The sequence below is a fragment of the Micromonospora sp. WMMD558 genome (assembly GCF_049315255.1).
In the GTDB taxonomy this organism is placed as follows: Bacteria; Actinomycetota; Actinomycetes; order Mycobacteriales; family Micromonosporaceae; genus Micromonospora.
The window spans coordinates 4,761,788-4,785,248 of the sequence record NZ_CP186061.1 but is presented as its reverse complement, the minus strand read 5'-3'; the positions used below and the strand labels follow the sequence as shown (position 1 = coordinate 4,785,248).

Here is a 23,461-nt window from a genome sequence, read left to right as displayed (position 1 = left end):
TGTGTGCGACGACACCGGCAGGGCGCGCCTCCGAGCGTTTCCCCGGCCGTGCTGAGAACCTTTCGCACATGCTCCACTCCGACGCCCCGGTGCGGCACCGACCGTCGCCGCGACCGGCACTGCCCGCCGGCCCGGCCGACTTCACCGAGGCGTGGCTGCGTAACCGGCGGCTGAGCGAGCACACCCGCGACGCGTACCGGCGGGACGTCGCCAGTTGGCTCACCTGGTGCGCCGAGCGCGACCTGGATCCGCTGCGCGCGACGTTCCTGCATGTCAACGAGTACGCCCGCACACTGGAGTCGACCCTCGCCGCGCGCACCGGTAAACCGCTCACCCCGGCCACCGTCGCCCGCAAACTCTCCGCCCTGTCCAGCTGGTACGACTTCCTGGTCAAGCTGCGTGCCGTCGACGCGAACCCGGTGGCCGGCGCGGACCGGCCCCGCATCGACCGGGACCACTCGGCGACGGTCGGGCTCACCCCGGAGGAGGTCGACGCGCTGCTCACCGCGGCCGAGGCCGCCACCGGCCCGACCGCCGCCCGCAACCGGGCGGTGATCGCCCTGCTCGCCGACCTCGGACTGCGGGTGGGGGAGCTCGTCTCGCTGGACGTCGCCGACCTGGGCGCCGAACGCGGTCACCGCAGCGTCCGGTTCGTCGGCAAGGGGGGCAAGGCCCGCCGCCGCGCGCTGACGCCGGGCACCGCGTACGCGGTGGACGTGTACCTGGCGCAGCGGGCGGCCGGCCACGGCGTGCCGGTGCACCAGCTGACCGGCCCGCTCCTGGTCACCGCGACCGGCGCCCGCCTCGACCGGCACTCGGTGTTCCGGCTGGTGCGCCGCCTCGCCCGGGAGGCCGGCATCGCGGCCTGGGCGCGGCTGTCACCGCACTCGCTGCGGCACTCCTTCGCCACCACCGCCCGCGCCGAGGGTGTGCCGCTGGAGGACGTGCAGGACGCGATGGGCCACGCCGACCCGCGTACCACCCGCCGCTACGACCGGGACCGGTACAACCTCGACCGGGACCCCGCGTACGTGATCTGGGCGGCCCGCTCCCGCCGCCGCGGCTGACGCCGGCCGGGCGACGCACGGGCCCCCGTCAGCCGCGACCGTCGAGACGCCACACGGTCACCCGCCCGTCGACGCGGCACACCAGGCGGGTCACCGCCGCACGGCACTCCCGGGTCCCCGGCGGCAGCACACCGCGTACCCGGGGACCGTCCGGGCCGACCACACCCACCAACAGCCGCTCCCGGTCGGCGGCGGGACGCAACAGCACCAGCGGCTCGGCCGGGCGCCGCCCCGGCACGGCCCGCCACGCACCGCCGTCCGGCCACGTCCACGCCGGCGCTCCGGTGTCCGGCCGCAGCGCCCACCGCGTGCGCCCGAGGTGCAGGCAGAGCAGGCCGGCGCAGCGGCGCACGGTCAGCTCGCCGCCGGGCAACGGCCGCTGCCAACGGGCCGTGAAGGCGGGCAGGTCGAAACCGGTCAGCACCGGGCCCGCCGCGGTGGGATGGCGCAGGACGAGCCGGCCGCCGACCACCTGCGGGTTGTCCGGGGCGTAGTCGGCCGGCGGCAGGCGCCCCTCACCCAGCGCGGCGCCGCCGCGCGCGTCGTGCACCCGGGCCAGCCCGCTGTCGTGCACCAGCAGCACCCGCGCCGGCGCCTCCGGCAGCACCGTCACCACCGCGGTGGACGGGACCGGCACGGTCCACCGGGTCCGCCCGGTGGCCGGGTCGACGCCCCGCACCGCGCCCTCGACCCGCCGGCCCGGCTCGATGGCGCTGCGGACCTCCGTCACCGCGATCGCCTGGTCCCCGGCGGCGTACACCCGGTCGGGGCGCCGCCAGCGCTGCTGCCCGGTGGCCGCGTCGCGGGCGGTGGTGGCGGTGGCCTGCCCGACCTGGCCGCGTTCCACGATCAGCAGCAGCCCGGCGGTGGACTCGGCGGACCAGCCGGCGGCGACGGACACCCGCGCGCGCCAGCGGGGTGCCCGGTCCGGGGCCGCGGCGTCGTACGCGGCCAGCTCCGGCGGGTCCACCACCAGCACCGAATCCCCGGCGACCAGCACGGTGCCGCTCACCGGCACCGGTGGCCCGACGGCGGACGGCAACGCCGCCACGGGAGCGGCCGGCCCGAGCAGCAGCAGGCAACCGGCGGCCACCGCCAGCGCCGACTCCCCCCGGTGGGGCCGGGCCCGGCGGGGGACGTCCGCACCGGGCGCGCCCCGCTCGTCGCCCAGCTCGATCAGCGCCGCCACCGGGGATCCGCTCATCGTCGCCACCCCCGGCGCGCCTCGGACCGCGGCCGGCGTGTGCCGGACGGGCGCAGCCGCCGGTCCGGTGTCGGCGGGGTGCCGGACGGGCACCGCTGCGCGGGGCGGCTCATCGGCGGGCTCCTGGGCACGTGTCCGGGGCTTGCGCCGACGGTAGACGATCCGGTGACGACCGCGACAGGGGCCGACTTCCTGCGCGCGGGCCGGCCCGTTGCCTACGGTCGACGGGTGGGCGCTGAGCAGCCGTGGAGCCGGCCGGCCCGGCCGCGCCGACCGGTGCGCGCCGGGCTGGTGTTTGCCGGTGTCGGCGTCGCGCTGTGCTGCGTCGGCGTCGCCGGCCTCGGCGCCCGGAACCTGCAGGTGGTCACGCAGGCCAGCGGCCCGGTGCGGGAGACCGCCGACGGATTCCTGCGGTCGGTGACCGCCGGCGACACCGACGGCGCGTACGACCGGCTGTGCGCCGACGCCCGCACCCGCTGGAGCCAGCTCGGTTTCACCAGCTGGGTCCGCACCCCGCCGACGGTCAGCGACTACGAGATCCTCGACGTGTCGGTCGCCACCCGCCGCGGCCGTCCCCAGGGCACGGTCACCGTGCGGCTCACCCGCGACAGCGGCACCACCGAGCAGCGGGAGATGACCGTGGTGAAGGAGGACGGTGGCTGGCGGGTGTGCGGCGACCCCTACTGACGCGGCCGGCCCGGCACCGGCTGCGCGGTCAGGCCGGCACCGGCTGCGCGGTCAGGCCGGCACCGGCTCGCCCGCCTCGACCAGCCGGCCGTCGCGCAGCACCAGCACCCGGTCGGCCAGCTCCATCAGCGTCGGGTCGTGGGTGGCCACCAGAGCGGTCATCCCCCGGGCGTGCACGAGCGCCCGCAGCAGATCCATCACCGACCGGCCGGTCTCCGAGTCGAGCTGACCGGTCGGCTCGTCGGCGACCAGCAGCGGCGGGTCGTTGGCCAGCGCGCGGGCGATCGCCACGCGCTGCTGCTGCCCGCCGGACATCTCGTACGGGCGCTGCGCCGCGTGCCCCCCGAGGCCGACCAGTTCCAGCAGCACCGCCACCCGCTGCTCCCGTTCGGCGGCGGGCACCTTCGCCAGGCGCATCGGCATCCCGACGTTCTCCGCCGCGGACAGGATCGGGATCAGCCCGAACGACTGGAACACGAAACCGATGGTGTCCCGGCGCAGCTCCAGCAGTTCCCGCTCGCCGGCGGAGGTCACCTCGTGCCCGGCGACGTGGATCCGCCCGGCGGTGGGCGTGTCCAGGCCGCCGATCAGGTTGAGCAGGGTCGTCTTGCCGGCGCCGGAGCGGCCCCGGATGGCCACCAGCTCCCCGCGGCCGGCGGTGAAGGACACCTCGCGCACGGCGTGCACCACCCGGTCGCCGCTGCCGTAGTCGCGGCTGACCCCCTCGACGCGTACCAGCTCGTCGCCCATCACTTGTCCTCCGTCCTCGGGTCCACGCCGGGCCGCACCTGCACGTGGTCCGGCTCCAGGTTGAGCCGCACCCGATCGCGCAGCGCCAGGGCGTCGACGAACGCCGCCGGCAGCTGCATGCGGCCGGCCCGGTCCAGCACCGCGTACTCCTCGGTGACCAGTTCCTCGACACCGTCGGCGCCGATGCGGGACGAGCGGTGCACCTCCGAGGCGGTGCGGCCGTCGCGGATCGCCACCGTCCGGCGGACCTGGGAGGCGACCTGGTGGTCGTGGGTGACCACCACGATCGTGACGCCGAGCTCGGCGTTGATGGTGCGCAGCGCGGCGAACACCTCCCCGGCGGTCGCCTCGTCCAGCTCCCCGGTCGGCTCGTCGGCGAACAGCACCTCCGGGTCGTTGGCGACGGCCACCGCGATCGCGCAGCGCTGCTGCTCACCGCCGCTCATCTGCCCCGGCCGGCGGTCCGCGCAGTAGCCCACCCCGACCAGGTCCAGCAGCTCGTCCGCGCGCCGGCGCAGCCCCCGCCCGCGCCGCCCGGCCAGCCGCATCGGCAGCTCCACGTTCTCCCGCGCGGTCAGGTACGGCAGCAGGTTGCGTCCGGTCTGCTGCCACACGAACCCGACGGTGTGGCGGCGGTAGCGCAGCCGCTTCTTCGCCGACATGGTGAGCAGGTCGTAGCCGGCGACGCGGGCGATGCCGGCGGTCGGCACGTCCAGCCCGGACAGGATGTTCAGCACGGTCGACTTGCCCGACCCGGACGCGCCGACGATGGCGACCAGCTCGCCCCGGTCGACCACCAGGTCCAGCCCCTGCAACGCGACGACCTCGACGCCCTCGGTGGTGAAGATGCGGACCAGCCCGTCGCAGACGATGTGCCCGCGCAGCCGGTCGGCGCCACCGGCGCGGGCGGCGGCGCGTTCCGCCGCCCGCCGTTGCAGCGTCGCGAGGTCCGGTGCCTTCTCCTCGACCGCAGTCATGAGTTCTCCTCTCCCACCCGGAGCACCTCACCGAGACGCATCCGGCGGTTCGCCAGATTCTCCACGGCCAGCCCGGCCAGCAGGCCGACCGCCACCAGGGCCAGCACCCCGCCCACCACCAGCGGGTCCAGGTGGTCCCGCACGGCCACCCCGGGGGTGAACGCCGACAGCCCGAGGGAATCCCCGAGCAGTCGCGGCAGCGCCACCCCGACCGTCGCTCCGGCCACCGCCGCGACGACCACCAGCGGCACGAGTTCGTACACCAGCAGCCGCCGCCCCTGAGCACCGGACAGCCCCATCGTGCGCAGCCGGGACAGCACCCGGCCCCGGCCCGCGGCGTCGGCGACCACCGCGAACCCGACCGCGAGCAGCGCCAGCGCGGTGCCGCCGGCCGCGCCCGCCGCGAACGCCAAGGTGAGCACCTCGTTGGCGCCGGTGCGGTCCAGCCCTTCCCGGTACGCCTCCCAGGTCTGCAGCCGCGCCGGCAGCTCCGGCCGGTTCACCTCGGCGCCGAGCACCGCCGCCTGCCAGGATCGCTGCTCGTCGTCGGCGACCTGCACCAGCCGGGACACGTCGATGTCCGTCCCGGCGATCAGATACCGGTTGGGAACGATCGGGGTGGCCGCGTACTCGGGCAACGCCTGCCACGGCAGGACCACGAACCGTTCGCTGCCCAGCCCCACCCCGGGGAACTGCTCCGCCACGGCGGCGACGCTGAACTCGTAGAGCCGGTTCTGCACGTCGGCCGCCCCGCCGCCGGCGAGCAGCTTCGCGACCTGCGGGGAGACCACCGCCGGCACCGGCCCGTCGCCGCGTGCGGCGGCGCGCAGCGCGGCGGGCACGTCGACGTCAACGCCGCTGCGCTGCGCCACCCGGGCGAACGCGGGCGCGTCGACCACCAGCACCCGGGCCTGGCCGAGCAGCCGTGCCCGCGGGCCGGCGTCCGAGAGCACCCGCCGGTTGGACTCCGCCCACACCCGCGCCACCTCCTCCACACCGGACACGCGAGCCAGCCGCTCGGCGCTGTCCGGCGCGAAGGCGTACCCGGTCAGCCACGCGTCGCCCGGCACGGTCAGGGTGCTGGCCCGGTCCCGTGCCTCGTCCACGGTGGTGGCCACCACCGCTCCGAACACCCCGGTGCTCACCGCGACGATCAGCACCGCGAGCGGTCCGAGGGTCACCGGCGCGCCCCGGCCGGCGCGCGCCGCCCCGAGGAACAGCAGGGCACCGCGGGCCCGTGCGGCCACCCGATCCACCAGCCGCAGCGGCCACGGCAGCACCCGCAGCGCGACCAGCGCCGCGGCGACCGCCACCAGCACCGGCACCGAGGACAGGTAGGCGTCCACGCCGTCGGCGGCGATGAGCCCGCGGCGACGCAGCAGCAGCACCCCGGCCACCGCCACCAGCAGCACGGTCGCCTCCACCGTCAACCGCCGCGCCGACGGCCGGGCCCGGGTCAGGTCCTTACGCGCGGCGACGACGCCGATCCGCCGGTGCCCGGCCATCGCCAGCACCGGCACCACCCCGGCGGTGAGCAGCGCCAGCAGCAGCAGAAGCGGCCAGGTGACGCCGTCGGCCCGGCCCGGCACCTGGGCGCCGACGAGGACGCCGGCCAGCACCGCGACGGGTTGCACGAGCACCGCCTCGGCCAGGGTCCAGCCGCCGATGCCGGCCAGCGCGGCGCCGCGGGCACGCAGCAGCGCCAACTCGTCGTGGCGGCGTTGCACCGCGAGCCGGGCCGCCAGGACGATGAGCCCCAGCAGGCTGGCCACCAGGCCGGCCTGCACGACGGCGAGCAGCCCCCGCGCCGAACGCAGCTGCTCGGTGAACCGGGTCAGTACCACGTCCAGCGAGGTGGCCACGGCGCTGGACCGCTCGAACTCGGTGCGCCGGGCCTGGCCCACGGCCGAGATGACCGCCGGGAGGTCGGACGCGTCCAACCGCCGCTCGTCGATCCGGTACCGCCAGCCGTAGCTCACCTCGGTGGTGTTCTGCCTGGCCACGGCGTCGATGCCGGCCCAGTCGGTGACCGCGACGGCCAGGTACGGATCACCGTCGTTCTGTGGCGCCACCGGGTCCAGGGCCAGCTTCAGACCTTCCCAGGCCGGGTCGCTGCCGTCGCGGGCGGCGAAGACTCCGGACACCACGGCCTGGGCGGGTGTACCGCCCCGGGAGCCGGTGAACCGGATCGGCGTGCCGGGCCGCAGGGCGAGCAGCTCGGCGACCGGCTCGGAGACGGCGACCTGGGCCTGCCCGCGGGTGGAGGCGGGCCACCGCCCGGCCCGCAGCACCGCGGCCTCCTGCAGGCCGGTCTGGGCGTACAGGCCGATCTGTTTGGGGGCGCCGCCGTTCATCGGCGGGCTGTCGCCGGTCGCGATCAGGCGGTCGGGGTTGAACGCGGCGAAGTACCAGCTCGGGCCGACCAGCCGGGGTAGCGGCTGCGGCAGGGCGGCCGCGTACCGGTTCAGGTCGCGCTCACCGGCGGCGGCGGCGAACGAGCTGTCCGGCAGCGTGGTGGTGACGATCGACAGATCGCGGACCAGGTACGGCTCGGCGGCGACGTCCGCGCGCAGCGCCCGGTCGGCGTAGTGGTTGACCAGCCGGGGGGTGGCGGTGAGCAGCACCGCCGCCACCAGCCCCAGCCCGGCCAGCAGGCCCGCGTGCGCGGCCAGCACCCGCAGCCGCCGCACCACCCTCCCCGCCATCATCGCTCCTCCCCGATGCGCAGCTGGCTGCCGGCCAGGCGGCGTCGCATGGTCAACGAGACGGCCGCGCTGAAGGCCAGCGCGAGCAGCAGCAGGCCGACGCCGGTGGCGACGATCGGCGGCCAGTCCACGTGCAGCAGCGGCGGCGGGTCGGGTCGCTGCGCCGCGGGGGTGAGGATCACCAGCGGGGCCATCGTCGCGGCGACACCCACCCCGACGAACAGGCCGACCAGCACGCCCATCCCGGCCAGGAGCCCCTGTTCGGCCAGGAGCGAGCGGGCCACCAGGCGGTGTCCGGCGCCGAGCGTGTGCAGGACCGCCAGTTCGGTGGCGCGCCGGCGGGCGGTCGCACTGACGTCCACGGCGACGCCGACCGCGGCGAGCAGCACCGCGGCCAGGGCCGCGGCGAACAACGCCCCCCGCGCGCCGACGCCGAACGGTTCCCGTGCCAGCTCGGCGGTGATCCGCCCCCGGTCGAGGACGGTCAGGCCGCCGAGCGCGCCGACGGCCGTCGCCGCCTGCTCGCGCTGTGCCGGCCGGACCGTCAGCCACCACTCCTGCGGTGATCGGACGAGGCCGTTGCTGTGGAACACCCGGGTGCTCAGTGACGGTAGGTCGACCAGGAAGGCGGCCCTCTCGGTGCCGCCCGGAACCGACTCCGCGACGTCGACGAAGCGGACGTCGACCTCGGTGCCACCGAGGACGAGCCGGGTCTGCGCGCCGACGTCGAGCCGCAGAGCGGCGAGCGCCGGCGGGGTGGCCACCACGGGCACCGGCTTCGCCGCTACGGGCGGTGCGATGGCGAACTGGACCGCCGACAGGCCGCCGATACTCCACGCGCCGGCCTGCGCGCTGCGCGTGTAGTGGACGGTCAGCCCGTCACCGTCGGCGTTGTAGCTGGCGACGGGCCCGCCCCGGTTCAGCACCTGCCACCTCCCGGCGCCGCCGAGGTCGACCCTGGTGCCCGTCGTGGCATCGGTGCCGGCCCGGAGGTCGGTCAGCCGCCAGTCCACGGACGCCGCCGGGGAACCCACCGTCTCGGCGGTGAAGCCGGCCAGCCGCCACGGGCCGGCACCGGCCGGAAGGTCCACGGAGAACCGGACCGGCTCGCCGGCCGGGACGTCGGCGAGCAACAACCGCCGGTGCCCGCCGTGCGGCTCGACGAGCACGGCGTGGCTGCGCACCCGCGCGGTCAGGTCGCTGCCCTGCACCAGCAGCTGGCCGGTGAGCGTACGGGCGCCGGCGGGCAGTTCGGCGTGTGGGGCGGTGACCCGAGCCCGCCCGAGGTCGCCGAACAGCTCGGTGGCCGAACCGCCGGCCAGGTCCGGGCGCATCCGCACCACCGGTTCGGCGGCGCCGGCGTCCCAGGCCACCACCGACGCCGGCGCGTTGTCCGGCCCGATCCGGATCGTCTCCCGCCAGGTCGCCAGGACCGCCTCGACGCCGGGTACCGCGGCGAACTGGTCGGCCCGGTCGTCCGGGGCGGACCCGTTGAGCTCGGTCAACCGCAGGTCGGCGCCGACGCGGTGGCCGGCCTGGTCGTCGAGCGACTGCTGCGAGGTGCTGCTGAGGGTCCAGGCGAGGGTGGCGACCGCGACGGCGAGGGCGAGCAGCAGCACCGGGCCGGCGTGCGGGCGTCGCCCCGCCTGCCAGGTGCCGAGGATGGTGGCGGTCCAGGGTTTGCGGTCCACCCACCGCTCGGCCAGCCGGGTCAGCGGCGGCAGCAGCCGCAGGGCGAGCACCGCGCCGGCCAGCACGCCGATGGTGGGCGCGGCGGCCAGCAGCGGGTCCACGTCCAGGGCACCGGAGCGGCTGCGGGACAGCGGCGACGAGTACTGGCGCAGCTGATACCAGCTCAGGACGGCCAGTGCCACCAGTACGACGTCGACGCCGGCGCGCTGGACCAGGCCGCGGCGGCTGGGCCGGGACCGGCTGGCCAGGTCGGCGACGTAGGTGCCGCCGCCGCGCAGGCTGGGCACCAGCATGGCCACCAGGCAGCCGGCGGCGGCGAGGGCCGCGACCGGCCACAGCGGGCCGGTCAGGGTGGCGCCCGGCCCCGCCGACACCGCGGCCAGGGCGGGCACCCGTTCGGCGTACGCGAGCAGCCGCGCCGCCAGCGGGGGTGCCAGCACGGCGGCGGGCAGGACGACCAGCGCCGCCTCCCGGGCGGCGAGCCCGGCGAGTTGGGCTCGGGCGGCGCCCCGGGCGCGCAGCAGCGCGGTCTCCGCACGGCGGTGCTCGGTGAGCAGCAGCGCGACGAGCAGCAGCGCGTACCCGCCGAGCACGACCACCAGCAGCATGGGGGTGACCAGGGCGGACCGCCCGACCAGGGTGGCCCGTTGCAGGCGCTGCACCAGGTCGTCGAGGGTGGTGAGGGCGGTGCCGGAGTCGCCGAGGCCGGCCTCGCGGGGCGCGGTGGCGGCGACCCTGGTGACGCCGTCGGCGAGCCGGTCGAGGGCGGCGCCGCCGGTGACACCGCGCAGGTCCGGCTCGACCAGCCACCCGGCGGAGGCGTTGGTGCGGAAACCGGCGAGGAAGTCGTCGCGGTGCACGGTGAACGGTCCGTACGTGGCCGACTGGGGCAGGGTGCCGGTGGCCGCCTCCGGAGCGAGCCGCCAGTACGTGTCGGCCGGGTCGATGGGCGTGAACAGGCCCACCACGGTGACCTGGGTGACCCGGCCGGTGAAGCCGTCGGTGACCGGAACCCGGTCGCCGACGTCGACGCCCAGCACCGCGGCGGCGGGCGCGGCGAGGGCGGCCTGCACCGGGCCGGCGCCCGGTTGCGGCCAGGCGCCGGCGGTGAGCCGGGCGTGCGCGGCCAGGTCGTCGAGGAACATCACCGACGCGTAGACGGTTCCGCCCGCGTCGCCGACCGCCGAGCCGGTGTCGCCGCGCAACTGGCGGCCGGCGGCGTACCCGGCGGCGGTCACCGTCGGGTCCAGGCCGGGCAGGTGCGCGGTGACGTGCTCCCGCAGGGTGGTGTCCCGCTCCCGCAGGGCCTCGGCGGTGCCGCCGGCCGGGCCGCGGACCAGGATCGACCGTTCCTCGGCGGTGGCCTCGGTCAGCACGCTGGCGGTGCCGGAGGCGACGACGTCGTCGTTGTAGGCGGCGAGGCCGGTGAGGGCGGCGGTGGCCACCAGGGTCGCCCCGGCCGCGGCGAGGAGCAGTCCCCTGGCCCCGCGGGCCCGTCGTAACGCGAGCCTCATGTCGTGGTGTACCCCCCGTACGCGCAGGGCGGGGCGGCGCCGGTCGCCGTCCCGTCGTGCGTGAGAGGGGCGAGGGTTCCGGAAAGGTTCGCGCCGTGATCAAACCGTGTCCAACGCGGTCCGCCCCGGCGCCGGGTCAGCGCGGGCCGAGGTCCCCCGCGCGGTAGTGGCGGCGGCAGAGCACCTGGTAGCGGACCTCGGCGGTGTCGACGGTGTCGCCGATGACGACCTGGGCGCCCTCCCGGACCACCCGGCCGTCGACCACGCGGGCGTTGAGCAGCCCTTCCCGGCCGCACCAGCACAACACCTCGACCTGGATGCGGGCCACCTGGTCGGCGAGTTCGAACAGCCGCTGCGCGGCGGGGAACAGGCACGACCGGAAGTCGGTGGCCAGGCCGAACGCGTACACGTCGACGTCGTAGCTGTCGACGAGCTCGGCCATCTGCTCGACGTGCGCGACGCTGTAGAAGCTCGCCTCGTCGCAGATGAGGTAGTCGACGCGGACGCCCTCGGCCCATGTGTCGCGTACCAGGGTGCGCAGGTCCAGGTCGTCGGTGACCTCGACGGCCTCGTGGGCCAGCCCGATGCGGGTGGTGACCTGCGGGCCAAGCGACCGGTCGATGCGGGTGGTGACGAGGCCCCGGCGGCCCTGCCGGGCGTGGTTGTGGTTCATCTGCAACGCCATGGTGGACTTGCCGCAGTCCATCGGCCCCCAGTAGAACCGCAGCGCCGCGGCGTGCAGCGGGCGCCCGTCGACGGCACGGGCGGCGGCGCAGCTGGCGGGTTGCTCGTCGGGGCCGGGCAGCGGGCGTGCCAGGCAGGTCGGGGCAGCGGCGTCGTCGGTCACGGTCGGGCAGCATAATCCATCGACGGTCCTCGTTCGGCCGCATGATCCAGTTCGGGCCGCGCCGGGGTGCGGTCCGCGCGGGTCCGGTCCCGGTCCTCCGTCTGCCCCTACAGCACGCGCGGCGGCGTGTTCCCGGCGGCCACGATCGCCCGGCGCATCGGCACCGCCAGCAGCAGTACGAACCCGACCACGAAGAAGATCAGCAGGGAGACCAGGCCCACCCGGTAGGAGTTGGTGAGCTGGAACACCAGGCCGAACGCCAGCGGCCCCAGCCAGCTCGTGCCCTTGTCGCTGATCTCGTAGAAGCCGTAGTACTCGCCCTCCCGGCCGGCGGGGATGAGCTGGCTGAACAGCGACCGGCTCAGCGCCTGGCTGCCGCCGAGCACCAGGCCGATGGCCGCGCCGAGGGCCATGAACGGCAGCGGCGCCTCGGCGGGCAGCCGGAACGCGCCGAGGATCACGCCGGTCCACAGCACCAGGCTCAGCAGGACGGTCTTCCACGCGCCGATGCGCCGGGCGAGCGCGCCGAGCAGCAGCGCGCCACCGAAGGCGAGGAACTGCACCAGCAGGATGGTGACGATCAGCGTGCTCTGCCCCAGCCGCAGCTCCTCGGTGCCGTACTGGCTGGCCAGGGCGATCACGGTCTGGATGCCGTCGTTGTAGACCAGGAACGCCAGCAGGAAGAACAGCGTCAGCGGGTACGCCTTCAGCTGCCGCAGCGTACGCCCGAGCTGCCGGAACCCGTCGGTGAGGACGTTGCCGCCGCCGTGCAGCGCGGCCGGCGTGGGGTGCTCCCGCAGCCAGCGCAGCGGTACCAGAGTGAACAGCGCCCACCACAGCCCGGCCGACACGATGGACCAGCGGGCCAGGTCCAGGGTGCGTTCCGGCTGCCCGTTGTCGAGGCTCTGCACGGCGACCAGGTTCAGCGCGAGCAGCAGGCCGCCGCCGAGGTAGCCCAGGGCCCAGCCGCGGCTGGAGATGCCGTCGCGGTCGTCGGGGCCGCCGAGTTGCGGCAGGAACGAGTTGTAGACGACCACGCCGGCGCCGAAGGCGATGTTGGCGACGAGGAACAGGGCGCCGCCGAGCAGGTACCGGTCGCCGGTGACGAACAGCATCGCCACGGTGGCGCCGGCGCCGGTGAACGCCGCCGCGGCCAGCAGCCGCTTCTTGTGCACCGACCGGTCGGCGACCGCCCCGACCACCGGCAGCACGAACACGGTGAGGAACACCGACAGCGACACCAGGTACGGGAAGTACGACCCGGCCGCCACCTTGATCCCCAGCGGGTACACGTGCCCGGAGCAGGTGTCCGCGCCCAGTTCGCAGCCGGCGGCGAGCTCGGTGACCGTGGTGAGGAACGGCCCGAGAAACACGGTGATGACGGTGGTGGAGAACGCCGACATCGCCCAGTCGTAGAAGTACCAGCCGGTGCGTTCGCGACGGGTGCTCGACGGTGCGGGAACGTCGTCCACGGTGGTGGCGGGGAAGGTGGCCATCGCGGTCCTTCGGGCGGGTCAGGCGGCCCAGTGGCCGCGGCTGCGGTAGACGTCGCGCAGCACGCCGACGTGATCGGTCATGATGCCATCCACGCCGAGGTCCAGTAACTCGTGCATCTCGGCAGGTTCGTCGATCGTCCAGACATGCACCTGCAGCCCGATGCGGTGGCAGTAGGCGAGGAACCGCCGGTCGGTCACCCGTACCCGCCCGTACCGGACCGGCACCTGCGCGGCGACCACCGACTCCGGCAGCCGCAGCGGCCGGCCGGTCAGTGACGCCATGCGCAGCCGGGCCACGCCGCGCATGCCGAGGCTGGTGGCCACCCGTCCCTGCGTGAGCGCCCGCATCCGGGTCAGTCGGGCGTCGCTGAACGAGGCCAGCAGCACCCGGTCCGCGGCGCCGGACCGGGTCACGGTCGTCACGGCCGGCTCGACGCCCCGGTCGGCCTTGACGTCGACGTTGAACCGCACCTGCGGCCACGCGTCGAGCACCTCGTCCAGCCGCGGCACCACCGCCTCCCCGCCGACCCGCACCGTCGCCAGGTCGGCCCACCGCAGGTCGGCGATGCGGCCGGCCTCGCCGGTGACCCGCCGCAGCGTGGCGTCGTGGAAGATCACCGCGACGCCGTCGGCGGTGGCGTGCACGTCGGTCTCGACGTACCGGTAGCCGAGTTCGACGGCCCGGGCGAACGCCGCGGCGGTGTTCTCGTCGCCGTCGGCGGCGCCGCCGCGGTGGGCGAACGCGAGGGGCGCGGGCGCGTCCAGGTAGGGGTGCGGGGCGGTCAACACGCGAGGGAGTATGCCGGGCGCCGGCGGCGCGCCGGTGACCGGCCGGCGGCCGGGACGTGACGCCGCGGCCGCCGCGGTAACTGCCGCATGTCGGACAGTAACGATCACGATGGCTGCGCCGCCGACGATGATGGGCGCATGGTCTCGTGGACGCCGTCCGGGCCGGGCCGCGCGGAGCCGCCGACCCCACCCGGCCCGCTCACCAGAGCACCGCTGGATCCGCTGCCACCGCCCGCGGTGCCACCGGCACCGCCGCCGGGCGGCGGGCTCCCGCTCGCCGCCCGGGTGGTCGTGCTGCTGGTCCTGGCGGCCGGCAACCCGTGGGTGTCCCGGCCGCTGACCGAGTGGCGCTTCGACCTGTCGGACGCCGAGGGCTTCGCCGCGCTCGTCGCCGCCCCGGGCGAGATGATCCTGTCCGCGCTGCTCGCACTGCGCTGGGAGGTGCGGATCACCGACGACCGCCAGCTGCCGTTCTGGCTGGCGCAGAACGCCCGGACGCTGGTGTTCGTCCTGGTCACGGTGTGGCTGCTGCGCCGGCTGGCCGCCGCCGTACCGGCGCCGTCGCCGGTGCACCGCGCGCTGGCCGTGTTCGCCGCGCCGGTGGCCGGCGGCGCGCTGGCGGCCGCCGGCGGAGTCGTCCTGCTCGTGCTGCTGGGCGCGGGTGACGTCTACGGCTACGACCGGCCGCAGTACGTGCGGGGCGCGCTGGCCGACGGGGTGCACGCCGGCTTCGTGCTGGGTGTGTTCCTGGCGTGGGTGCTGCCCCTGTTGCGGCCGGCCCCGACCGGTGACCCTGCGACAGTGGAACGGAGGTGACGCGCATGCTCCGGGAGGACGTGCGGCCGAAGCGGACGGCCGCTGCGCCGGAGGCGGGCAGTGAGGCGACCCGCTACCTGTGCGCGGCCGCGCACACCGACGAGGCCTTCGCCGAGCGGGCGCTGGCCGAGGTGCTCGAGGACGACCTGCGCGCCGTCGCGCCGTCGGTGGGTTTCGACCTGACGTCGGTGCTGCGGCACTGCCTGCACGCCCGCGGTCGACGCGTCCGTCGGGACGGGTGGCTGCTGCTCGCCGGCGGCGCCGCGGTGCTGCTCTCGCCGCTGTGGACCCTGCTGGCCGGCGCGGCGATGGTGCTCGGCACGCGGCTGGCCCCGTTCCGGCCGACCCGGCAGGGTGCGCTCGGGCCGGTGCTTGCCCTGGTCTCGGTGGCGTTGATCGCGTTGATGTTGCTGGTGCAGCTGCAGGGCGTGGCCGGCGCGGAGCAGGAGCGGACCGGGCTGCCCGGTTGGCTGGTCGGCCGGCCGGTGCTGGCCCTGCCGTTCGGCGTGGTCGCCTACCTGGTGGTCGTGGTCCACCTGCTGGGCACCCGGCGGCTGCTGGTGACCCGGCTCCGGCGCGGCCGGTTCCGCCCGGCGTCCCCGGACACCTCCCGCGACGGCCGGTACGCCGCCCGGCTGGCCGCCGTCGACGAGGCGCAGCGGGGCAACGTCACGGTCTACAGCGGGTACGTCCCGTTCGTGGGGCACGGCACGCCGGTGGCCGGGTGGTCGTTCGCCCTGCCGATCGTGCCGGCCGGGCCCGGGTCGGTGCTGCCCGCTGCGCCGGCCGGGGCCGCCGCGGCGGACGAGCCGGTGCCGTTCGCGGTGCTGGACCTGATCGACCATGTCCGGTCGCGGCTGGCGGCGGTGGGGCGGGACGGCCCGGACGCCGACCGGCTGCCGGACCTGCTGCTGGAGGACCGGATCTTCGTCGGGGGGCGGATGCTCACCGACGACGCGCGCCTGCTGCCCGACCGGGAGCGGACGCCGCGGCAGCACTGGACCGACGAGGAGGTCCGCCGGGTGGCCGCCCGTCCCCGGGGCGCGGCCCGGCACTACCTGTGCGCGCTGGTGCCGTCCTGGGGCGGCGAGGTGGTGGCCGGCACCTTCCTGCACTTCTCCACCGACGGCCGGGTGCTCTACCTGGAGTGCGCACGCACTCTGGTGGAGCCGCCGAGGTGGGAGCACCACGACGTGGACCGGCTGACCGAGTGGCTGCCGGCGAGCCAGTTCGCGCAGCTGCTCGCCAGCGGCGCGGAGGGGCTGCTGCGGACGGCGCTCGGCGCGCCGCTGCGGTTGACCGGGGACGCGGTGCGGGTGCTGCGCCACCACCGCAGGCGGGCGCGGGCACGGCGGCTGGCCCGGGAGGATCTCGGCTACGACTACGGGGCCCGGGCCGGCGTGCGGGAGTTGGCGGCCGGGTCCGGCTACCACAACTACTTCCAGGTGCTGGACGCCGCCAAGCACCTGAAGGTGGTGGAACGGCACGTGCTGGCCGCCATCGTGGACTTCCTCGACGAGCGGGGCGTGGACACCGCCGAGTTCCGCAGCCGGCAGACCATGATCCTCAACCAGGGGGTGATCCAGACCGGCGGGCTCAGTGTGGTCGGTAACCAGGCGGTGGGCACGGGAGCTCGGGCCGAGCAGCGGGCGGAGCAGGTGCCCGCGCCGCGCGGTGGGCGGCCCCGCAGCGAGTGAGGACGGGACATGACGGAGATCAACTACGGGATCCAGCAGTCGGGCGGGGTCAGCCAGGTGGGCAACCAGGCGGTCGGCCCCGGGGCGTACGCGTCCGGGGGGAGCCTGCACGCCACGGCGCCGGCGGCGGTCGACGTGGCGGCCCTGGTGCGGCAGCTGGTGGAGCTCGTCGACCGGCACCGCGGTGACCTGCCGGAGCCGGCCGTGGCGGTGGCGGCGCAGGTGCGCGAGGAACTGTCCCGCCCGGATCCGCGGCCGGCGCGGGTCGAGGCGTTGCTGCACCGCCTCGCCGCCCTCGCCGCGCCGGTCGCACCGGTCGCGGCTGCCGTGACCGAGGTGGTCAGGGCGGTCCAGGCGGCCTGAGGGCGAGCCGGTCCACGCCGGCCGCGAGCCGCGCACGCCGGGCCACCGGCAGGAAGGTGGACGGCGGTCAGCGGCGGCGGCGGTGGGCGCGGCTGGTGTCGACGGGCCGCCCGGGGTCGACGTGGCGGGGCCGGTCGGGCTCGTCCGGCCGCAGCGGCGCCAGGATGTCGGTGATCGCGTCGATGATCCGGTCGGTGCCGCGGCGGGCGGCGCCCGGCGTGCCGTACGTCAGGTCGGTGAGCACGACCGGCGCGCCGAAGTGCACCCGCACCACCGGCCGGCGCAGCAGAGCCCGGGCGATGCCGGGCAGCAGGCCCTTCGGGGTGCGGTAGGGGAGCACCTCGTGCGAGCCCCACTGGGCGACCGGGAGCACCGGTGCGCCGCAGGCGAGGGCGAGGCGGGCGACGCCGGTCTTGCCGCGCTCGGGCCACAGGCCGGGATCCAGGCCGATCCGCCCCTCCGGGTAGACGAGGATCGCCGATCCGCCGGCCACCGCCGCGGCGGCGTCGTCGAGGGCCTTGTGCACGGCGCTGGTGCCCCGTTCGACGCGGATGTGCCCGGCGCGGCGCATCGCCGCCCCGACGACCGGGGCGCGGAACAGCCCGCCGGTGGCCATGAACCGCGGGGCGACGCCGGCGGCGCGGGTCGCGGCGGCCAGCACGATCGGGTCGAACGGGCTGATGTGGTTGGCGGCCAGCACGAGGGGGCCGCGGCGCAGGTGCGCCGGCACCTCCCCGGTGACCTCCAGCCGGGCCAGGGCGCCGACCGCGGCGCGGGCGAGCAGTTGGGCGGCCCGCCAGATCAGTGGCGGGCGCCAGCGGGAGTGCGTGGTGTCCATCAGCGCGCAATGGTCGCACGCGAGGGGGTGAGGACGGGTCCCGCCCCGGGCCGACCGGCCGGGGTGATCAAGGTCATTGGTCCCGGACCGCTTCGGGCCCCTCGACCCTGCCGAAACGCCTACGACGAGCAGTAGTATTTACTACGTCTCGTAGTACGCATGGCTGGGGGTTTCCAGGTGGACGCGTTGGACGTCGCCCGCTGGCAGTTCGGTGTCACCACCGTCTACCACTTCCTCTTCGTCCCGCTGACCATCGGCCTGTCCGTGCTGGTCGCCATCCTCCAGACCCTGTGGCACCGCACCGGCGACGAGAAGTACCTCAAGCTCACCAAGTTCTACGGCAAGCTCTTCCTGATCAACTTCGCGATGGGCGTGGTCACCGGCATCGTGCAGGAGTTCCAGTTCGGCATGAACTGGAGCGACTACTCCCGCTTCGTCGGCGACGTCTTCGGCTCGTTCCTCGCCATCGAGGCCCTCGTGGCGTTCTTCCTCGAGTCCACCTTCATCGGCCTGTGGATCTTCGGATGGGACCGGTTGCCCAAACGGCTGCACCTCGCCAGCATCTGGGCCGCCGCCATCGGCACCAACCTGTCGGCGTACTTCATCCTCGCCGCGAACTCGTTCATGCAGAACCCGGTCGGCTACCGCGTCAACCCCGAGTCCGGCCGCGCCGAGCTGACCGACTTCGTCGCCGTGCTCACCAACAAGGTCGCCCTGATCACCTTCCCGCACACGATCGCCGGGGCATTCCTCGTCGCCGGGTCGCTGCTGGTCGCCGTGGCCCTGTGGCACCTGATCCGCAACCGCGGCTCCGCCGACACCCCCGCCTACCGGTTCGCCGCCAAGTTCGGATCCTGGGTGACGCTGGTCGCCGCCGCCGCGGTCGTCATCACCGGCGACATCCAAGGCAAGATCATGACCCAGGTGCAGCCGATGAAGATGGCCGCCGCCGAGGGCCTGTACGCCACCGAGAGCCCCGCCTCGTTCTCCGTGCTCACCGTCGGCAGCCTCGACGGCACGCGGGAGCTGTTCGCCATCAAGATCCCGTACCTGCTGTCGTACCTCGGCACCGGCGACCCCAACGGCACCGTGCAGGGCATCAACGACCTGCAGGCCCAGTACACCGCCCAGTACGGCGCCGGCAGCTACACCCCGATCATCCCGGTCACCTACTGGAGCTTCCGGTTCATGATCGCCTTCGGGTTGGCCGCCGCCGCGATCGCCCTGCTGGTGCTCTGGACGCACCGCAAGGGCCGCACCCCCACCAGCCGGTGGCTGCTGCGCGCCGGCCTGGTCATGCCGCTGCTGCCCCTGGTCGCCAACTCCTTCGGCTGGATCTTCACCGAGATGGGCCGCCAGCCGTGGATCGTCTTCGGCGAGATGCTCACCCGCGACGGCGTCTCCCGCAGCGTGTCGCTGGCCGAGGTCCTCACCTCGTTCACCGCCTTCACGCTCATCTACGCCACCCTCGCCGTCGTCGAGTTCAAGCTGCTCGTCCGCTACGCCCGGGCGGGCGTACCCGACCTGACCCCGGCCCCCGAGCCCGACGACACCGACGACGCCGAGCGCCCGCTCGCCTTCGCCTACTGACCCGGAGCCCCACGTGGAACTGACGACCGTCTGGTTTCTCCTCGTCGCCGTCCTCTTCACCGGCTACTTCATCCTCGAAGGCTTCGACTTCGGCGTCGGCATGCTGCTGCCCGTCCTCGGCCGCGACGACCGCGAACGCCGCGTCCTCATCAACACCATCGGCCCGGTCTGGGACGGCAACGAGGTGTGGCTGATCACCGCCGGCGGCGCCATGTTCGCCGCGTTCCCCGAGTGGTACGCCACCCTGTTCTCCGGCTTCTACCTGCCGCTGCTGCTCATCCTGCTCGCCCTGATCGCCCGCGGCGTGGCCTTCGAGTACCGCCACAAGCGCCCCGAGGCGTCCTGGAAGCGCCGCTGGGACGCCGCCATCTTCTGGGGCTCCCTGCTGCCGGCGGTCCTGTGGGGCGTCGCGTTCGCCAACATCCTGCGCGGCGTGCCGCTGACCGCCGACCACGAGTACGCCGGCGGCCTGTTCGATCTGCTCCACCCGTACGCCCTGCTCGGCGGCGCCACCACCCTCGCGCTGTTCCTCACCCACGGCGCCGTGTTCATCGCCCTCAAGACCGTCGGCGACGTCCGCGAGCGCGCCGGCGCCCTCGCGGTGCGCCTCGGCGTGGCCACCGCCGTGCTCGCGGTCGCGTTCCTCACCTGGACGCTGACGATCCGCTCCAGCGCCGCCGCCGTCGTCCTCGCCGTCGGCGCCGCCCTGGCGCTGGTCGGTGGTCTCGCCGCCGCCCGGGTACGCCGGGAGGGCTGGGCCTTCACCGGCACCGCCGTGGCGATCGGCCTGGCCGTGGCGACCCTGTTCGCGGCGCTGTTCCCGAACGTCCTGCCCTCCACGCTGGACGCCGCCGGCACGCTGACCGCGGCCAACGCCGCCTCCACCCCCTACACCCTGAAGATCATGACCTGGGTGGCGGTGGTGTTCACCCCCGTCGTGCTCGCCTACCAGGGCTGGACGTACTGGGTGTTCCGCAAGCGCATCGGCGTCGCGCACATTCCGCAGCACTGACCGAACGCCCCGGCCCGCCACGGCGGCGGGCCGGGACGCTCGTCGCGGCGGCAGCGGCCTGGGAGGTGTCCGCCGGGCCTACGCTGGGGCGGTGAGCGGGGACGTGTGGACGGACTTCGTCAGCGGTGCGACGCCGGTCGTCGGCGCGCCGATGGCCGGGGGCGCCACCACGTGCGCCCTGGTGTCGGCCGTCGCGGCGGCCGGCGGCTTCGGCTTCGTCGCGGCCGGCTACAAGACCCCCGAGGCGGTCGCCGCCGAGCTGGCCGAGCTGCGGGCGGCCGGCACGCCGTGCGGGGTGAACCTGTTCGTGCCCGGCCCGCCCGAGATCGGCGAGGCGGAGTTCCGCCGGTACGCCGGCCAGATCGCCGCCGAGGGCGGACCGTACGGCCTCGACCTGGCCGCCGCCCCGCTGCTGCACGACGACGACCACTGGCGCGACAAGATCGACCTGCTGCTGGCCGACCCGGTGCCAGTGGCCAGCTTCACCTTCGGCCTGCCCGACCCGGCGCACCGACGAGAGCGGAGCGAGCCGCACCCACCGCGACGCCGTCGCCGACGCGGCCCGCACCACACCGTGATCACCCGCGCCTTCACCGGCCGGCCCGCCCGGGGCCTGCGCAACGGCTTCGTCGAGCGGTACGAGGCCACGGCGCCGCTGGGCTACCCGGCGGTGCACCACCTCACCCGGGGCATGCGGGCGGCCGCCGCCGCGGCGGGCGACCCCGACCGGCTGCACCTGTGGGCCGGCACCGGCTACCGCAGCGCCAGCACCGGACCGGCCGGCGCCGTCGTCGACCGGCTCGCCGCCGCCCTCTGACCCCGGTGGTCGTCTCCCGGCCGGCGGCATCGCGGCTGCCCGGAGCGCCGATCGACCCGATGCCAGCGGCATCGGGTCGATCTTCCGGACCGGGGACGTCTGGTGGCCCGTCACACCGGCCCGGCAGACTGGGCCCATGCGCGAGCACCACTACCGCACCACCGTCACGTGGGCCGGCAACCGCGGCACCGGCACCAGCGGCTACCGCGACTACGACCGCGACCACCTGGTCACCGCGGACGGCCCGCCGCCCATCCCCGGCAGTTCCGACCCCACCTTCCGGGGCGACCCGGCCCGCTGGAACCCGGAACAGCTGCTCGTCGCGTCGCTGGCCCAGTGCCACATGCTGTGGTACCTGCACCTGTGCGCCGAGGCCGGTGTCGTCGTCACCGACTACACCGACACCGCGTCGGGCACCATGGCCGCAGGCCGGTTCACCGACGTGGTCCTGCGTCCCACGGTCACCGTGGCACGGCCGGACATGGTCGAGACCGCCACGGCGCTGCACGCCGACGCCCACCGCGCCTGCTTCATCGCCAACTCGGTGAACTTCCCCGTCCGGCACGAGCCCGCCGTCACGGCAGCGGCCTGACCGGATGGGCGGCGGGCAGGCCCACGTCAGCCCCCGACGGTGCCGAACTCCGGCGCGCCCGCGTGGTCGTAGGTCAGCATCGTCACCCCGCTGCCGGAGGTCCGGCTGTCGGTCAGCCACAGCCCGGCCGGCGGCACTGCGTCGGCGAACAGGCGCCGGCCGCGTCCGAGCACGACCGGGAAGATGAGCAGACGGTACGTGTCGATCAGCCCCTCGCGCATCAACGACTGCGCGAGGGCGCCGCTGCCGTGCACCTGAAGCTCCCGGCCCGGGCGGCGCTTCAGGTCGCCGACCGCCGTCGCCAGGTCGCCGGTCAGCCGCTGCGTTCCCGGCCAGGTCAGCTCGTCGCCGCGGGTGGTGGCGACGTGCTTGGGCAGCCGGTTCAGCGGCCCGGCGATCGGGTCCCGCGGGTCGGTGACCTGCGGCCACCAGGCGGCGAAGATGTCGTACGTGCGGCGGCCGAGGAGGAACCCGTCGGCGTGGGTGAAGACCTCGCCCATGTACGCGCCGAGCGAGTCGTCGAAGAGCGGCGCCCCCCAGCCGCCCAGGTCGAACCCGCCGCTGCGGTCCTCGTCCGGCCCACCCGGCGCCTGTATGACGCCGTCCAGGGTCAGGAACGTGGTGATCGTGAGTCGCATCGTGACGTCTCCCTCGGGATCGGGCCGGCCCGCGCCGGCTCTCACCTTCCCGACGGCTGAACGAGCCACGAACCGACATCAACGCCGGTGACTCACGTCACAACGATCCGTCGCCGTGCCGCGCACGCTGTCGTCAGCCGGCCTCCCGCAGCTCCGCCAGCCGCGCCTCCACCTCCGCCAGCTCCGCCCGCAGCTTCTCCGCCTGCCGCTCCGCGTCGGCCCGCTCGGCCGCGAGGATCTGCTCGACCGCCTCGTGTACACCCGGCACGTCCACCAGCGCGACCATGCGCAGCGCCTCCGCCGGCTTCACCACGTACGGCTTGGCGAGGACCTTCGCGCCCTGCTGCGCCGCGACCGTCCACTCGCCCTCGGCGTACGCCAGCGTCACCGTCAGCCCCGCGGGCCCCTTCGGCTTGGCGGCCTTCACCGCCCGCCGCGCCGGCTTCGCCGCCTCCACCTGCGGCGCCGCCTCCGGCTCGGCGCGACGCGGCGCCGGCGGCGCCGGAGTGTCCAACACGAACTCCGGCTCCGCCGGCGCCGCCGGCTCCTCGGTGGGCTTCGGCTCCGCCGCCTTGCGGCCCGCGCCGCGCGGCGCCACCGCCAGGTCGGCGGGGGAGAAGGGCAACTCGTCGCGCCCGAACCGCACCACCACGAACTCGTCCGACACCGCCGGGTCGGTCAACGACACCACCTGACCCACCTGCCCGGCGATCTGACCCGCCGCCGCCGTGAACACCACCCTCGGCTTCCGGCCCGCGGCCAGCGCCTCCCGGATGCCCGCCACCTCCTCGGTGGACAAACCCTGCCCTGTCATCACGCCCTCTTCCGTACACCTGTCCGACAGCAGCCCTTGATACCAGCCGGCTGCGACAGGCCGACGATCAACCCCCCAGCGCCCGCAACGCCCGGTCCGCGTGGTCGTTCATGCTGACCTCCGAGTGGATCACCTCGATCACCCGCCGGTCGGTCCCGATCACGAACGTCATCCGCCGCGTGCTCAACGGGCCCAGCGGCAGCCGCCGCCGCACCCCGAACCGCCCCGCCACCGCACCGTCGACGTCCGACAACAGCGGATAGTCGAACCCGTGCAACCGGGAGAACTCCGCCTGCCGCGCCACCGGATCCCGGCTGATCCCCACCCGCTGCGCGCCCACCGCGGCGAACTCCGCCGCCAGGTCCCGGAAGTGGCAGCTCTCCGCCGTGCACCCGCGCGTCATCGCCGCCGGGTAGAAGAACAGCACCACCGGCCCGGACGCCAGGAACTCCGACAGCCGCCGCATCCGACCCGTCTCGTCCGGCAGTTCGAAGTCCTCGACCACCTCACCGACCGCGACCACCACACCCACCTCCACCCAATAGCCGTCCACGCG

21 protein-coding genes are annotated in these 23,461 nt (G+C 75.2%); 9 read left to right on the top strand and 12 right to left on the bottom strand.

The window, feature by feature from the left end:
• The first annotated feature begins 68 nt into the window (after window positions 1–68).
• Complete coding sequence (locus ACN26Y_RS22685; protein ID WP_155332218.1) at window positions 69–1,067, top strand: tyrosine-type recombinase/integrase; 999 nt, start codon at window positions 69–71, stop codon at window positions 1,065–1,067.
• Window positions 1,068–1,095: 28 nt separating this feature from the next.
• Here the strand turns inward: ACN26Y_RS22685 and ACN26Y_RS22680 are convergent, their stop codons facing one another.
• Window positions 1,096–2,271 (bottom strand): PQQ-binding-like beta-propeller repeat protein, encoded by a 1,176-nt coding sequence (locus tag ACN26Y_RS22680; RefSeq protein ID WP_155332217.1) that lies wholly within the window; start codon window positions 2,269–2,271, stop codon window positions 1,096–1,098.
• A 228-nt stretch (window positions 2,272–2,499) separates the two neighbouring features.
• Between ACN26Y_RS22680 and ACN26Y_RS22675 the strand changes: the two genes are divergently transcribed.
• Window positions 2,500–2,958: a DUF4878 domain-containing protein gene (locus ACN26Y_RS22675; protein ID WP_155332216.1), complete on the top strand. Its 459-nt coding sequence runs from the start codon at window positions 2,500–2,502 to the stop codon at window positions 2,956–2,958.
• A gap of 51 nt (window positions 2,959–3,009) precedes the next feature.
• Here the strand turns inward: ACN26Y_RS22675 and ACN26Y_RS22670 are convergent, their stop codons facing one another.
• The 7 genes from ACN26Y_RS22670 to ACN26Y_RS22640 form a co-directional block, all read right to left on the bottom strand.
• On the bottom strand, window positions 3,010–3,708 hold the full coding sequence (locus ACN26Y_RS22670; protein WP_155332215.1) for an ABC transporter ATP-binding protein: 699 nt from the start codon (window positions 3,706–3,708) through the stop codon (window positions 3,010–3,012).
• Window positions 3,708–4,685, bottom strand: a complete 978-nt coding sequence (locus tag ACN26Y_RS22665) for an ABC transporter ATP-binding protein (RefSeq protein ID WP_155332214.1) — start codon at window positions 4,683–4,685, stop codon at window positions 3,708–3,710. Before ACN26Y_RS22665 ends, ACN26Y_RS22670 begins: the two co-directional genes overlap by 1 nt.
• Window positions 4,682–7,390: an ABC transporter permease gene (locus tag ACN26Y_RS22660; RefSeq protein WP_155332213.1), complete on the bottom strand. Its 2,709-nt coding sequence runs from the start codon at window positions 7,388–7,390 to the stop codon at window positions 4,682–4,684. The genes ACN26Y_RS22665 and ACN26Y_RS22660 overlap by 4 nt, the downstream gene beginning before the upstream one ends.
• A complete protein-coding gene (locus ACN26Y_RS22655) occupies window positions 7,390–10,596 on the bottom strand; it encodes an FtsX-like permease family protein (protein WP_422733486.1) in 3,207 nt (1,068 codons plus the stop codon). Before ACN26Y_RS22655 ends, ACN26Y_RS22660 begins: the two co-directional genes overlap by 1 nt.
• Window positions 10,597–10,732: 136 nt before the next feature.
• Window positions 10,733–11,443, bottom strand: coding sequence for a thymidine kinase (locus tag ACN26Y_RS22650; protein ID WP_422733485.1), 711 nt, complete (start codon window positions 11,441–11,443; stop codon window positions 10,733–10,735).
• Between the two features lie 107 nt (window positions 11,444–11,550).
• Window positions 11,551–12,939, bottom strand: coding sequence for an MFS transporter (locus tag ACN26Y_RS22645; RefSeq protein WP_155332210.1), 1,389 nt, complete (start codon window positions 12,937–12,939; stop codon window positions 11,551–11,553).
• Between the two features lie 18 nt (window positions 12,940–12,957).
• A complete protein-coding gene (locus ACN26Y_RS22640; protein ID WP_155332209.1) occupies window positions 12,958–13,728 on the bottom strand; it encodes a glycerophosphodiester phosphodiesterase in 771 nt (256 codons plus the stop codon).
• A 138-nt stretch (window positions 13,729–13,866) separates the two neighbouring features.
• On the opposite strand from ACN26Y_RS22640, the gene ACN26Y_RS22635 reads away from it, so the two are divergent.
• The 3 genes from ACN26Y_RS22635 to ACN26Y_RS22625 are packed head-to-tail and all read left to right on the top strand — an operon-like array spanning window position 13,867 to window position 16,604.
• Complete coding sequence (locus tag ACN26Y_RS22635; RefSeq protein WP_155332208.1) at window positions 13,867–14,544, top strand: hypothetical protein; 678 nt, start codon at window positions 13,867–13,869, stop codon at window positions 14,542–14,544.
• A gap of 5 nt (window positions 14,545–14,549) precedes the next feature.
• Window positions 14,550–16,241, top strand: coding sequence for a hypothetical protein (locus tag ACN26Y_RS22630; protein WP_155332207.1), 1,692 nt, complete (start codon window positions 14,550–14,552; stop codon window positions 16,239–16,241).
• Between the two features lie 9 nt (window positions 16,242–16,250).
• Window positions 16,251–16,604: a hypothetical protein gene (locus ACN26Y_RS22625; RefSeq protein ID WP_155332206.1), complete on the top strand. Its 354-nt coding sequence runs from the start codon at window positions 16,251–16,253 to the stop codon at window positions 16,602–16,604.
• A 67-nt stretch (window positions 16,605–16,671) separates the two neighbouring features.
• Here the strand turns inward: ACN26Y_RS22625 and ACN26Y_RS22620 are convergent, their stop codons facing one another.
• Window positions 16,672–17,442 carry a lysophospholipid acyltransferase family protein gene (locus ACN26Y_RS22620; RefSeq protein ID WP_422733484.1) on the bottom strand — a complete coding sequence of 257 codons (771 nt, stop codon included), beginning with the start codon at window positions 17,440–17,442 and terminating at the stop codon, window positions 16,672–16,674.
• A gap of 177 nt (window positions 17,443–17,619) precedes the next feature.
• Here ACN26Y_RS22620 and ACN26Y_RS22615 point away from each other — a divergent pair, with 177 nt between their 5' ends.
• The 4 genes from ACN26Y_RS22615 to ACN26Y_RS22600 all read left to right on the top strand — a co-directional run bounded on the left by ACN26Y_RS22615 (window position 17,620) and on the right by ACN26Y_RS22600 (window position 21,453).
• On the top strand, window positions 17,620–19,032 hold the full coding sequence (locus tag ACN26Y_RS22615) for a cytochrome ubiquinol oxidase subunit I (RefSeq protein WP_155334250.1): 1,413 nt from the start codon (window positions 17,620–17,622) through the stop codon (window positions 19,030–19,032).
• Between the two features lie 13 nt (window positions 19,033–19,045).
• A complete protein-coding gene (cydB, locus tag ACN26Y_RS22610) occupies window positions 19,046–20,044 on the top strand; it encodes a cytochrome d ubiquinol oxidase subunit II (RefSeq protein WP_155332204.1) in 999 nt (332 codons plus the stop codon).
• Window positions 20,045–20,135: 91 nt separating this feature from the next.
• Window positions 20,136–20,861, top strand: a complete 726-nt coding sequence (locus tag ACN26Y_RS22605) for a nitronate monooxygenase (RefSeq protein ID WP_422733483.1) — start codon at window positions 20,136–20,138, stop codon at window positions 20,859–20,861.
• A gap of 136 nt (window positions 20,862–20,997) precedes the next feature.
• On the top strand, window positions 20,998–21,453 hold the full coding sequence (locus ACN26Y_RS22600; protein WP_155332203.1) for an OsmC family protein: 456 nt from the start codon (window positions 20,998–21,000) through the stop codon (window positions 21,451–21,453).
• Window positions 21,454–21,479: 26 nt separating this feature from the next.
• Here the strand turns inward: ACN26Y_RS22600 and ACN26Y_RS22595 are convergent, their stop codons facing one another.
• From ACN26Y_RS22595 to ACN26Y_RS22585, 3 genes are all read right to left on the bottom strand, one after another.
• A complete protein-coding gene (locus ACN26Y_RS22595) occupies window positions 21,480–22,091 on the bottom strand; it encodes a dihydrofolate reductase family protein (protein WP_155332202.1) in 612 nt (203 codons plus the stop codon).
• A 133-nt stretch (window positions 22,092–22,224) separates the two neighbouring features.
• Window positions 22,225–22,905, bottom strand: coding sequence for a hypothetical protein (locus ACN26Y_RS22590; RefSeq protein ID WP_155332201.1), 681 nt, complete (start codon window positions 22,903–22,905; stop codon window positions 22,225–22,227).
• Window positions 22,906–22,972: 67 nt separating this feature from the next.
• Window positions 22,973–23,458: a peroxiredoxin gene (locus tag ACN26Y_RS22585; protein WP_422733482.1), complete on the bottom strand. Its 486-nt coding sequence runs from the start codon at window positions 23,456–23,458 to the stop codon at window positions 22,973–22,975.
• Window positions 23,459–23,461: the final 3 nt, after the last annotated feature.